The organism is Nocardia amikacinitolerans, assembly GCF_900215415.1.
Classification (GTDB): Bacteria; Actinomycetota; Actinomycetes; order Mycobacteriales; family Mycobacteriaceae; genus Nocardia; species Nocardia amikacinitolerans.
In genome coordinates this window covers 479,153-490,736 of the sequence record NZ_OBEG01000004.1, presented here as the reverse complement: position 1 = coordinate 490,736, position 11,584 = coordinate 479,153, and the positions used below count along the sequence as shown (strand labels likewise).

12 protein-coding genes are annotated in these 11,584 nt (G+C 68.9%); 4 read left to right on the top strand and 8 right to left on the bottom strand.

The features are described 5' to 3' along the window. Positions 1-97: 97 nt before the first annotated feature. On the bottom strand, positions 98-1,189 hold the full coding sequence (locus tag CRP45_RS20585; protein ID WP_097246414.1) for an alpha/beta fold hydrolase: 1,092 nt from the start codon (positions 1,187-1,189) through the stop codon (positions 98-100). Between the two features lie 87 nt (positions 1,190-1,276). On the opposite strand from CRP45_RS20585, the gene CRP45_RS20580 reads away from it, so the two are divergent. After that, positions 1,277-1,897 (top strand): helix-turn-helix domain-containing protein, encoded by a 621-nt coding sequence (locus CRP45_RS20580; protein WP_097246413.1) that lies wholly within the window; start codon positions 1,277-1,279, stop codon positions 1,895-1,897. A 38-nt stretch (positions 1,898-1,935) separates the two neighbouring features. Here the strand turns inward: CRP45_RS20580 and CRP45_RS20575 are convergent, their stop codons facing one another. Beyond that, entirely contained in the window at positions 1,936-2,658 is a 723-nt protein-coding gene (locus CRP45_RS20575; protein ID WP_097246695.1) for a MerR family transcriptional regulator, read from the bottom strand. Between the two features lie 31 nt (positions 2,659-2,689). Then, positions 2,690-4,108, bottom strand: a complete 1,419-nt coding sequence (locus CRP45_RS20570; RefSeq protein WP_245910267.1) for a serine hydrolase domain-containing protein — start codon at positions 4,106-4,108, stop codon at positions 2,690-2,692. Between the two features lie 178 nt (positions 4,109-4,286). Between CRP45_RS20570 and CRP45_RS20565 the strand changes: the two genes are divergently transcribed. Beyond that, on the top strand, positions 4,287-4,694 hold the full coding sequence (locus tag CRP45_RS20565; protein ID WP_067786788.1) for a YciI family protein: 408 nt from the start codon (positions 4,287-4,289) through the stop codon (positions 4,692-4,694). Beyond that, complete coding sequence (locus CRP45_RS20560) at positions 4,694-5,860, top strand: RNA polymerase sigma factor (protein WP_097246411.1); 1,167 nt, start codon at positions 4,694-4,696, stop codon at positions 5,858-5,860. Before CRP45_RS20565 ends, CRP45_RS20560 begins: the two co-directional genes overlap by 1 nt. Positions 5,861-5,874: 14 nt before the next feature. Here the strand turns inward: CRP45_RS20560 and CRP45_RS20555 are convergent, their stop codons facing one another. The 5 genes from CRP45_RS20555 to CRP45_RS20535 are packed head-to-tail and all read right to left on the bottom strand — an operon-like array spanning position 5,875 to position 11,074. Next, complete coding sequence (locus CRP45_RS20555; protein WP_097246410.1) at positions 5,875-6,786, bottom strand: STM4011 family radical SAM protein; 912 nt, start codon at positions 6,784-6,786, stop codon at positions 5,875-5,877. 6 nt (positions 6,787-6,792) lie between these two features. After that, the gene (locus CRP45_RS20550) at positions 6,793-8,133 is read right to left on the bottom strand and encodes an STM4012 family radical SAM protein (RefSeq protein WP_097246409.1); all 1,341 of its coding nucleotides are present in this window, start codon (positions 8,131-8,133) and stop codon (positions 6,793-6,795) included. Beyond that, the gene (locus CRP45_RS20545) at positions 8,130-8,960 is read right to left on the bottom strand and encodes an STM4013/SEN3800 family hydrolase (RefSeq protein ID WP_245910266.1); all 831 of its coding nucleotides are present in this window, start codon (positions 8,958-8,960) and stop codon (positions 8,130-8,132) included. The genes CRP45_RS20550 and CRP45_RS20545 overlap by 4 nt, the downstream gene beginning before the upstream one ends. Next, a complete protein-coding gene (locus tag CRP45_RS20540) occupies positions 8,957-10,081 on the bottom strand; it encodes an STM4014 family protein (RefSeq protein WP_097246408.1) in 1,125 nt (374 codons plus the stop codon). Before CRP45_RS20540 ends, CRP45_RS20545 begins: the two co-directional genes overlap by 4 nt. A 3-nt stretch (positions 10,082-10,084) precedes the next feature. Further along, positions 10,085-11,074 (bottom strand): STM4015 family protein, encoded by a 990-nt coding sequence (locus CRP45_RS20535; RefSeq protein WP_097246407.1) that lies wholly within the window; start codon positions 11,072-11,074, stop codon positions 10,085-10,087. Between the two features lie 231 nt (positions 11,075-11,305). On the opposite strand from CRP45_RS20535, the gene CRP45_RS20530 reads away from it, so the two are divergent. Further along, positions 11,306-11,554, top strand: coding sequence for a hypothetical protein (locus CRP45_RS20530; protein WP_245910265.1), 249 nt, complete (start codon positions 11,306-11,308; stop codon positions 11,552-11,554). The last annotated feature ends 30 nt before the right edge of the window (positions 11,555-11,584 follow it).

Below are 11,584 nucleotides of genomic sequence, written 5' to 3'. Positions count from 1 at the left end.
AAGACGCGATGGCCGGCGCCGTCGGCCAGGACTCCGCGCGGCGAAGTGCCGGTGAAAGTTCGAGGGCACGGTCCACATCGGCACGTGCGAACCGACGTCACCCGTCGAGGAAGCGCAGCAGTTCCGCGGTGACGAATTGGGGGTTCTCCTCGACCAGCCAGTGTCCCGCGTTCGGAACGTCCACCGCGCGGACGATGTTGGTGATGCGCGGGGCCGCGGTGGCGCGGACCGGGTCGAGTTGGCCTTGGGCGGTCATGAGCAGGGTCGGAGTGTTGACCGGTGCGGCCGCGGTGGTGTCGCGGACGTCCTCGTCGAGGGCGCGGTAGAGCTCGAAGCCGCCCGACAGGACCTCGGGTCGGCGGTAGGTGCGCGCGTACTCGTCGATCTCGGTGTCGGTGAACGGGGATCGGTCCGAGGTGCCGCCGAAAGCCGTTCCGCCGTAGGAGACTTGGGGGTAGAACAGGGCTAGGTACTCGCGGACGTCGTCGCCGACCACCGCCTCGGGGACCCGGCGCTGGGAGTGCAAGGCGATGTGCCAGCTCAGTGTTCGATATGTCGCCGCGTCTATTCCGGGACCGGGGAGCGGGAGGTCGAGGTAGCCGAGGCGCGCTGTGTCGGTGGGGAACTGGGCCGCGTACTGGAAAGCCACGGCGGCGCCGAAGTCGTGCCCGATCACCCGGGCGTCACGCACGCCGAGCTGCTCGGCGATCAGGGTGTGCACGTACCGCGCGAGGGTGGCCTTGTCGTAACCGGTTGGGGAGCCGGTGCTGTCGCCCAAGCCGGGAAGGTCGACGGCATAGACGGTGTAGTGCTCGGCGAGCGCGGGCATGATCGGCCACCAGCCGAACCAGGTCTGCGGCCAGCCGTGGATCAGCACCACCGGCGGGCCGCTTCCGCCGGTCACGTAGTGCATCCGGACGCCGTCGACGTCGGCGAATGCGTGCCGGAAGGTGCTGGTGAACCGCGGGTCGTCCTGGGTGACGGCGGCGTAGGCGGGGACATCGTCGGCGGCCGGTGCGGCGCACGCCGCGGTGCCGATCGTGAGCAGGAGGGCGAGTACGGCGGCCGCCACGGTCCGCGCGGGCCCCGAAATAGTCTCGGCAAGAGGGTAATTCGGCTTCGGATCGCTGGTTGCCGTTCGGGTCGCGCAGACGCCGTCCCTGAATGTGACCGCATCGGTGGTGCTCATCGTGGCTCCTTCTGTCGGGACGCCACGAGTCTCACCGGGCCGACCAGGATCTGGCACGCCTCCTTGCGGTTCCGGCAAGATTAGCGCGTGGACCGCGATACGGAAGACGTGCTCGACGCGGTGGGGCCCCGGCTCCGTGCGCTGCGCCGCGACCGCGGCATCACCCTGGCGGATCTCGCCGCCACGACGGGGGTTTCGGAGAGCACCCTGTCGCGACTGGAGAGCGGGCAGCGGAGGGCGACACTGGAATTGCTGCTGCCGCTGGCCCGCACCTACGACATTCCGCTGGACGACTTGGTCGGCGCACCGCGCACCGGCGACCCGCGAATCCACCTGAAGCCGATCCGGCGGTTCGGGATGACCTTCATTCCGCTGTCCCGGCGGCCGGGCGGCATCCAGGCGTTCAAGATGATCATCCCCGCCCGGCCGAAACCGCTGGAACCGACACCGCAGACGCACGAAGGCTACGAGTGGCTGTACGTGCTCAACGGTCGCCTGCGGCTGGTGCTCGGCGAGCGCGACCTGACGCTACCGGCCGGCGAGGCAGCCGAATTCGACACGTCGCTGCCGCATTGGCTGGGCAGTGCCGACGGCGGGGTGGTCGAACTCCTCATTCTGTTCGGCCCGCAGGGGATGCGCGCGCACGTGCGATCCGGCTCGCACAGCGGTATCGACCATGAGCCGAGCGGGCCGACCACCCGTCCCTGATCCTCAGTCCAGCACCGCGAACGCCTCCACCTCGACGACTAGAGCGCCCGGCCTTTCACCAGCTGGGCGAGCCGATTCCACGCCGGGGACGAGACTCCGGCTCGCGACAGCGCGGCCAACCGGGCGACGGTCGGGTTGTGGATGGTCTCGGAGGGGCTGTGGTGGTCGACGTACCAGTTCCTGGTGCGGTCCGCGAGGGCGGGGAGGCGGGGATCGTTCGGCGACCAGTCGAAGGCGGCGTCGTGTTCGAGGTAGAGGGCGCGCAGTTCGGGATCGGTGAGGAGCTCGCGCTTTTCGGCGATCCACGCGGCGGCGTCCGCGGGCGAGGCTGTTTGCATGAGGATCCAGCCGTCGCGTTCCAGACCCAGCTGCCGTTCGCTGACGCCGAGTTCGCGCAGCTCGTCGAGCAGGTCGGCGACTTCCGGGGAGACGAAAAGCCGGTCGCCGCCGCGCAACTGGGCGAGTTGCTCGCGGGTTCGCCGCAGCTGCGCCATGCGGTCTCGGAGGTCGCGGTCGATTTCGGTGATGGCTGCCGTCAGCGCGTCCGGGTCGGCATCGAGGAGGTCTTTGATGTGCGCGAGCGGGACGCCCGCGCTGGCCAGTGTCCTGATCTTGACGAGGGTGATGGCGTCTCGAGCGGTGTAGCGACGATAGCCGGACGAGTCGCGGTCGGGCTCGGCGAGCAGACCGCGCTCGTGATAGTGGCGGATGGCTTTGATGGTCACTCCGGCGTAGTCCGCGAGCTGGCCGATCGTGAGCATGGTCGACATCCTTCCAGGTCCTTCGAATCCGTCAGGCCCGCCGGGTCAGGCGGCCGCCCGCGTTGCGGAAGCGCGTTCGACCGTCGCGGACGTCGTGGTAGGAGACGAGCAGCAGCCGCAGGTATCCGTCGAACGCCTCCAGCGGATATCCGGCGGGCGCGAAGAGGCCGGGCCGGATCGGCACGTAGCGCTGCGGAGGTGCGGAGGTCGCACCGCCGGTGAACTCGGTGAAGATGCGCTCCTGCGAGGCGTCGGACGGTTCGTAGGTGACCCGTTCCTCGAGCTGACCGTCGACGATGTCGACGTCGATGCGGAGCTGATCGGAGCGGTAGGTGCCCGCATACGGCGTCAGGTCGACGTCCTGCGCGAATTCGGTGATCAGAGTGGGGATCTGGACGCGGAGGTACTCGCGCAGGAGCCACTGGAGCAGTTGGTCCTGCAACATGATCGCCCCGGGTGTGTTGCCGAAGGCGGTGAAGACCAAGTCGTGTTCGGGCACGACGCACAGGAGGGACACGCCGCCCGGCGACGCGCCCGACATGGCGAGGACGGTCGTGTCGCCGAACGGATACAGCACCCAGCCCAGCCCGATCGGCGGGACGTTCGGGCTGTCCATGTCGTAGGCGACTTGCCGCATCAGCGCGGTCGACTCGGTGGAGAGGACGCGTGCGCCGGTGGGCGACACACCGCCCGCGAGGTGGGTGCGTCCGAAGGCGAGCAGGTCGGCGATGGTGCCGATCGGTGTGCCGCCCGCCGGTCCCCAGGTTTCGGGCAGCGTGAACATGCGGGTGGGCGCGGCCGCCATGGTCTCGAGGTCGTTGAAGTGGCCGACAGCGGTGCTGCGCAGAATGGCCTGTTCGGCCGAGGTGCTGGAGTCCTTCATGCCGACGGGTCCGTAGATGTCGCGCGCGAGCAGGTCGGGGAAGGACAGCCCGGTGATCACTTCGAGGAGGCGGCCCGCGACGATCATGCCGCCGTTGGAGTAGCTGAGCTGTTCGCCGGGTTCGAACAGGGTGCCGCCGTTGGTCGCGAGGCCCTCGACGTAGGTCTTCAGTGCGTCGCGCCCCTTGGCATCGGGAAAGTACAGGTCGGCGTCGATGCCGTTGGTGTGCGAGATGAGGTGCCGCACCAGGATTTTGTCCGTCGCACCGGGAACGGTCAGTGCGAATTCCGGTAGGTACTTCACCACCGGCACGTCGAGGTCGAGGAGGCCGCGCTCGACCTGCTGAAGGACCAATGTGGTCGTCAGGACCTTGGTGACGGAGCCGAAAAGGAATCCGGTGTCCGCGAGCATCGGCGCGCCGGTAGCGACGTTCGCGGTGCCGTGCGCGACAACGATCTGCTCGCCCGCGTGATAGACGCCGGTGACGAAACCGGGGATGTTGTTGGATTCGCAGTAGGACGCGATCTGTTCGCGGATCTGGGCTTCGACGGTGTGGAGTGCGTTCATGCGAAGCATCGTCGAACCTTGACCCAGGGGCAAGGTCAAGCCCGTCGTCGAGCTGGTCGATTCGGGTGCCGTACAGCGAGTGCGAAAAAAGTTCCGCGGCGGATGTCGAGAACGCCGTGACAGTTCCGTCCCAGGGGTAAGCGACCAACTAGGGTCGCAAGTCCGAAGGGAGAATCTCATGGCCAAATACCTGCTCCTCAAGCACTACCGAGGCGCCCCGGCGGCCGTCAACGACGTGCCGATGGATCGGTGGACGCCCGCCGAGATCGAAGCGCACCTGAAGTACATGAACGACTTCGCGGCCCGCCTGGAGGAAAGCGGCGAGTACGTGGACGGTCAGGCCCTGGCACCGGAGGGCGCGTGGGTCCGCTACGACGGCGAGGGCAAGCCGCCGGTGACCGACGGCCCGTTCGCGGAGACCAAGGACCTGATCGCGGGCTGGATGATCATCGACGTCGACTCCTACGAGCGCGCCGTCGAGCTGGCGGGCGAGTTGTCCGCGGCGCCGGGCGCGGGCGGCAAGCCGATCCACGAGTGGCTCGAGGTTCGGCCGTTCCTGACCGCTCCGCCGACCGTCACCGAGTGATGGGCGCCGACGCGGTGGACGAGGCCGAGCTGCGAGACCTGATTCCGGGCGTCTTGGCGGCTCTCGTCCACCGCGGGGCGGATTTCGCGACCGCCGAGGACGCCGTCCAGGAGGCACTGGTCCGTGCCGTCGAGACGTGGCCGAACCGGCGCCCCGAAGATCCCAAGGGCTGGCTGGTCACCACGGCGTGGCGCTGCTTCCTCGATCTCGCCCGCTCCGACACCGCGCGGCGGCGCCGTGAGCTGCGGGTCTCCGAGGAGCCGCCGCCGGGACCGACCGCAACCGTTGACGAAACGTTGCGGCTCTACTTCCTGTGCGCGCACCCGAGCCTCACCCCCGCGTCGGCCGTCGCACTGACCTTGCGCGCCGTCGGCGGCCTGACCACCCGCCAGATCGCGCAGGCGTACCTCGTTCCGGAAGCGACGATGGCCCAGCGGATCAGCCGGGCCAAGCGCACCGTGAGCGAGGTCCGGCTGGATCGTCCCGGTGACCTGCGCACTGTGCTCCGGGTCTTGTACCTGGTGTTCAACGAGGGGTACAGCGGCGATGTCGACCTCGCCTCGGAGGCCATCCGGCTGGCCAGGCAGCTCGCGGCGACCACGGGCGATCCGGAGGTCGCGGGATTGCTCGCGCTGTTCCTGCTGCACCACGCGAGACGGCAGGCCAGGACGCGCGCCGACGGCAGCCTCGTGCCACTGGCGGAGCAGGACCGCGGCCTCTGGCGGCGCGATCTGATCGCCGAAGGCGTTGTGATACTCCAGGCGGCACTGGCCCGCGACCGGCTCGGGGAATACCAGGCGCAGGCCGCGATCGCCGCGCTGCACGCCGACGCGCAGACGGCCGAGGAGACCGACTGGGTGCAGATCGTCGAGTGGTACGACGAGCTCGTCCGTCTCACCGACAGTCCGGTGGTGCGGCTCAACCGCGCTGTCGCCGTCGGCGAGGCGGACGGACCGCGCGCCGGGCTCGCCGCGCTCGCCGACCTCGACCCGAGGCTTCCGCGGTACACCGCTTCCGCCGCTTACCTCCATGAGCAAGCAGGCGACATCGCCACGGCGGCAAAGCTTTACGTGGAGGCGGCGGCACAGGCGCAGAACCTCGCGGAGCGCAATCACCTCACGCTTCGCGCGGCGACCCTCCGGCAGCGCCTCTCGGGCGAGGGCTGAGCGCCCGCTCACGATCATCGACCAGTGGGAATCGAGGTGTGCCCGGGGATCGCCGGAAGGCCCAGCGAGGTTTCGACGCGGATGGGCCGAACAGGGATTCGTTCCAGCACTCCGCCCGCGAACACGTCGTAGAGCGGCAAAGTTTCCAGGTGGACGTAGCCGATGTGGCAGTCGCATTCGGTGCGTGGACAGGGCCGGGGAGCGAGGGCGGTTCGGTAGGAGCCGTCGTAGAGGTTGCCCAGGGTGGCCGGGACGAAATGGCAACGGCGGACGTCGCCGTCGCCGTTCACCGAGAGGACCGAGGAACCGGTGCGGCACGGGAGGCCGGCCGAGACGTGGGGATGGCGACTGAACGGAAAGAGGGGATCGAGAGCGGTCCAGTCGGCCGCGGCGGCATCGGTGTAGGTGTGGCCTTCGGCGGCATTGACCCAGAGGTAGACGTGCTCGGGCAGGTCGGCGCGCAGGCGGCGAGCTTGTTCGAGATGTTCTGGTAGTCCGACGATTCCGACGCTGAAACGGACGCCCGCCTTTGTCAACCGCGCGGTCTTGTCGAGAAAGCGGTCGTAGGGGGTCTGGCCGGGGTGGTAGGTGCACCAGAGGGCGACGGTATCGAGGTCCGCGTCGGCGAGCCATTCGGTGCGGCAGCTCAGGTTGGTCTGGATGGCGACGCGGTCGATGTGCGGCTGGTGCGACAGTTCGACCATGACGCGGCGGTACCAGGACCGCACGAGCCCTTCGCCCCACGGGGTGAACAGAATCGAGAGGCGGTCGTCGGTCTGCGCGCACGCCCACCGGGTGAATCGTTCGAGGGCGGCGCGGTCGGCGCGGAGCTGGGCGGTCGAGTCGCGGCGTTTGGCGAAAGGGCAGTACGGACAGTCGTAGTCGCAGGAGGCCAGCGGTCCGCGGTAGAGAATGGTGAGATCCACTGCGCCTCACCGATGTTCGTAGGCGGCCATGGCGGCGCGCACCGCCGGGGAGAAGAACTCGGGGCCGATGGCGTCGGAGTAGGCCAAACCCGTTGCGGTCAGCCGCAAGTGGCCCGATCGTGGGTCTGCTAGCCAGCCCCGCTCGGCGAGCATGTCCAGTTCGGACGCGAAGCTGTCGTATGGCTCGCGGCCGAAGCGCAGCCGGTAGTCGGCCACCGCGAACCCCTCGGCTTGGAGCAGCGATTGCAGCAGGTAGCGGCGCTCGGACTCGTCGCCGTCGATCACTCGTCCATAGGCGGCATGGGTGAAATCCGTTGTTGCCACATAGGTGTCGATGATCGCGCGCACTTCGCGCGGGCCGACGGCGTAATCGAAGGAGTAGTGCGTGCCGGAGGTGTAGGAGCGCGCTCCGCAGCCGAGGCCGATCATGCCGTCGGTCTGGCAGGCGTAGTCGTCCGGCCCTTGCGGCGGTGCGTCGACACGGCGGAACATACGCATGGAGACCTGCTCGTAGCCCTCCGCCAGCAGGTGGTCGCGGCCCTCGGCATAGCGTCGTAGCCGCTGTTCGTCCCAATCACGTTCGGCGACAGCGGGATCGGTGTGCCGTCCGAGCCCGGTCAGCGGGCGGACGTAGAGCGGATAGAGGTAGATCTCCTCGGGGCGCCACGCCAGTGCGGCGTCGAGCGATTCGCGCCAGGTCGCGGCGGTCTGACCGTCGATGCCGTAGATGAGGTCGATGTTCAGCACCGGGATCGCGGTGTCCCGGATTCGGCCGAGCGCAGCCTCGACATCGGCGCGGCGCTGCGGCCGAACGGCGGCGCGTGCCTCCTCCTCGACGAAACTCTGCACACCGAGACTCAGCCGGGTCGTCCCGCGTCCGGCCAGGACCGCGAGGCGGTCGGCGGTCGCGGTGCTCGGCGAGGCCTCCACCGAGAGCGGGATCGCGCGCAGGTCGGCGCCCATGATGTTTTCGGCGATGTCGCACAGCCGGGTCAGCTCTCCCGCTTCGAGGAAGGTGGGCGTGCCGCCGCCGATCGCCGCGGTGGCGAAACGTGGTGTCTCCGCATCCCCCAGTGCCGCACGAACGGCCTCGGCTTGGCGGGTGAGCGCGTCGAGGTAGCGACCGGTGAGGCCGTCGGGCGCGCCGACGCGGGTGAACAGATTGCAGAAACCGCAGCGCACCTCGCAGAACGGGATGTGCAGATACAGCGAGAGCGCTCGCCGCGACTGTCCGGCCCAGAGGTCGGTGAGCGCGGGTCGCGGAGCGAGCGGGCGATAGGCGGTCTTGTGCGGATAGGCGTAGACGTAGTTCTGATACGGCCGGGGCAAGGTGATCGTGCGGGTCATGCGGGTGGCTCCAGGAAGAAATGTCCGTAGGGGACGGTCCATACCGATTCGTGCCCGAGCCGGTGCCCGGTGAAGCCGTCGTCGCCGTACGCCGTGCCATGATCGGAACACACGATGGCGAAACACCGTCGGCGCGAACGCATCACGTCGAACAGTCGGCCGACGTGCTTGTCGATGTATTCCAGTGCCGCCGCGTGGGTGGCGCGGCTGTCGCCCGCCTCGCGGGTCGCGCCGGGCAGGTGGAACCAGTTCGGCTGATGCAGCGCGGAGGCGTTGACGAAAAGGAACAGTCGCCGCTCGAGAGGCAAGCCCGCTATCACCTGTTCGGCGCAGTCCACCTGCGCCTCGAAGGAGGTTGGCGAGGCGACGGAGAACTCCGGTTCCCAATGGCTCTCGGCGAACAGCCCCGGCAGGACGCTGCCGAGCGCGCCCTGCTTGTTGAAGAAGCCGACGCCGCCGATGCAGGCCGTGTGATAACCGCGCGCGGCCAGCGCGGAGACCAGATCGGGCTCATCGAAGACGAAGGTGCGCTCGGCGGTGGTCTCGCTGCCCGCGAAGCGCGCGGCGAACAGCCGGGGGTGCGGGCCCGGTGTCGCCGGTGTCGGCAGGAATCCGGCGAAGATGGCGTGATGCGCCGCGTAGGTGAAATTGCCTGGGGCGTGGCGTTTCTCCCAGCCGCCGCCGGGGAGGTGCGTGCTCAGGTTCGGTAACCGGCCCGCTGCCGCGAGTTCGGCCGCGACGTCGTAGCGCAGGGTGTCGAGGGTGAGCAGCAGCAGATCGTCTCGGCCGATGACGGTGTTCATATCCGGCTGCTGTGCGATCGTCACAGTGGGACTCCTGTCCGCGAATCGGATTGCCGGGCAGAGTGATAGCGAGTTGTCGCGGCGACGATCTGAGCCGTGTAGGTGTCCAGTCCGGCGGCCGGCCCCTCCGGGAGTCCGGAGAGCCGGGGCAGCAGATCCCCGAAGGCGTTGACCTCGCCGACCACGAACCGTCGCCACCCCACGGCGGGCAGCAGATCCACGCCGACACACAGCGTCGCCGGAAAACACGCGGCCGCCTGCTCGCAGATCGACAGCGCCGTCGCCCAGTACTCGCCCGCGGCGGCGCGGAAGTCCGCCAGATCGCCGCGGGCGCCGCCGAGGTGCAGGTTGGTCAGCGGCGTGCGGCTCGTCCGGACGACGGCGTGGGTCGCGCGCCCGCCGATGACCACGACCCGAAGGTCGGCGGATCGGCCACCTTGGGAAACCTTGGGAATCCAGCGTTCCAGGTGCAGTCCGTCCGGTGCGAGCCGGTCGACGATGTGCGCGATCTCGCGTTCGGCGGTGTAGCGGCGCACGCGCAGCGAGTTGTGCAGGCGCCCCTCGGGTGTGATCTCCACCGAGGTGGTCGCGCGCAGTCGTCCGTCGCGGGTGGATTCGATGGCCAGCACGCCGGAGGCCGACGAGCCGTGCGCGAGTTTGACGAACACGCGCGGCATTTCGGCCTCGCGCATGAGGCTGCGCACGTCCGCCCAGCCGCGCACCGTGGCACGTCCGCCGGAGGTGGGCGAGGACGGCACCGGTACCCCGGCTCGCGACAGCCTCGCATGACACCGCCGCTTGTCGAACAGCACGGCCAGGTCGTCGGTGTCGTCGAGCCGAAAACCGCCGCGCAACGAACGCGCCGCGTTCAGGAACCGCGCGTACCAGCGGGCCGAACCCTCCACCCGCGTCGGCTCGAAACTCCCCCGCAACAGCCGATCGACCTCGGGATTCTCGCCGGGCGAATCCAGCCGCACGATCTCGTCGTCGCTGAAATCGGCGCCGCCCGAACCGAGTACGTCACGCCATTCGACCACGCGGACTTCCGCCGATCCCGCGGCGCGGGCGGCATCGGTGAACATGCCGACGCGCCGGTTCTCGCCGTTGCCGACGATCACCCAGCGCGCCGGTGCCGGGGCGGACACGGGTCATTCACCGACGGAGACGAACCGCCAGACGGTTCCGTCGTCCTCGTCGCTGTCTTCCTCGGCGTCGTCGGAGTCGAGATCCAGGCGGACGCCGGCGGGCTCCAGGGTCTCGCGCAGCCGATTACGCATCTCGTCGGACAGGTAGTTGTAGTGCATGTCGAGCGAGTTCAGGTGGCTCAACGGCTGACCGGACAGCAGCGCCGCCGCGCCGTCGTCGGTGAGCACGCCCATCGAGACGTCCAGGCTCTCCAGCCGGGCCACCACGGGCGCCGCGGCGAGGGCGGAGCAGATGTCGTCCTGGGTCTCGCTGTTGCGCAGGGCGAGATGCTTCAGCGCGGGCAGGCGGTCACCCGACAGGATCGGTGCGAGGTCGGCCACCTCGCTATCTCCGCCGTACTCCGACGTGCCGAGCCACAGGTCCAGGTGCGTGAGCGCGGGAAAGTCGCAGGCCCCGATGCCGCGTACGACGTCGGCGGGCAGGCCGCCGCTCTCCACGACGAGAGTGTGCAGGCGTTCGTGCCGCACGGCCGGGAACTCCAGGTTCTGACCGCCGCGAACACCGAAAATCTCCAAGTCGGAGAAGGTTTGGAGCAGCGGGGTGACCAGGCCCTGGTTGATCCAGGAGACCTCGCATTCCTCCATGACGATGTCGCCGAGGAACAGGGCGCGCAGCGCGGGCAGCCGGTCCTTGGCGGCGCACAGAGCCTCGATCACCTCGCCGGGCCCGTTGTCGTACACGTCCTGCCACGTCCCGACGATCAACGCGGTGACCTTCGTCGTATCGACCGCACCGACGAAGCGCGCGAAGCACTCCGGCCATGTCTCCTGTGCGTCATAGGTTTCCACGCTCAGTCGCCACGCGACCGCATCCGGCTCCGGCAGCGCAACGCTTTTCGGCTTCTTTTTCCTCTTCGCGTCGGTTGCTGGGGCATCGGGGAAGGCGAAGGCGGGCAGGCCGCCGAACTCCTGCAAATGGTCGCCGATGGTCATGTGATGTCCCCGCCCCTTCTGGCAGTGCCGTGATCGTCACGAGGTTTCTACCAAGCCGCACCGACAGCGGGGCGAGCCGGGCGGTTTGTCGGTGGCCGTCGCTACGGTCTCGGGGCAACGGCGCCGAACTCACGCCGTGACGGGAGGAACTTCATGTACCGGCAAGGCGATGTCCTGATCGCACCTCTTGCGGAAAGTGCTGTACCGCAGGAACTTCTGCACGCACCTTCGGTGGCGCGTGATCCGCGCGGGCGGTTGGTGCTCGCACTCGGTGAGGTCACCGGACACGCGCACGCCGTGCAGGGTCCGGGCAGGCTGATCCGCGCAGCCGGTGCGACCGGACCGATGCTGCTGCATCTGCCGGAGGGTGGACGTGTCGTCCACGAGGAGCACGCGGCGATCACGTTGCCGAAGGGGTGGTTCCGGGTGGTGCGCCAGCGGGAGTACGTGCCCGGCTCGGTCCGTGTCGTTGCCGACTGACCGCGCTGAAAGGCGTTCGATGACAACCGA

What these genes read in the sequence shown, in the direction of transcription:
- CRP45_RS20575 (WP_097246695.1), bottom strand. Translation starts at nt 2,658, where the DNA reads ATGCTCACGATCGGCCAGCTCGCGGACTACGCCGGAGTGACCATCAAA.
- CRP45_RS20535 (WP_097246407.1), bottom strand. Translation starts at nt 11,074, where the DNA reads ATGACCATCGGCGACCATTTGCAGGAGTTCGGCGGCCTGCCCGCCTTC.
- CRP45_RS20550 (WP_097246409.1), bottom strand. Translation starts at nt 8,133, where the DNA reads ATGACCCGCACGATCACCTTGCCCCGGCCGTATCAGAACTACGTCTAC.
- CRP45_RS20560 (WP_097246411.1), top strand. Translation starts at nt 4,694, where the DNA reads ATGGGCGCCGACGCGGTGGACGAGGCCGAGCTGCGAGACCTGATTCCG.
- CRP45_RS20585 (WP_097246414.1), bottom strand. Translation starts at nt 1,189, where the DNA reads ATGAGCACCACCGATGCGGTCACATTCAGGGACGGCGTCTGCGCGACC.
- CRP45_RS20565 (WP_067786788.1), top strand. Translation starts at nt 4,287, where the DNA reads ATGGCCAAATACCTGCTCCTCAAGCACTACCGAGGCGCCCCGGCGGCC.
- CRP45_RS20570 (WP_245910267.1), bottom strand. Translation starts at nt 4,108, where the DNA reads ATGAACGCACTCCACACCGTCGAAGCCCAGATCCGCGAACAGATCGCG.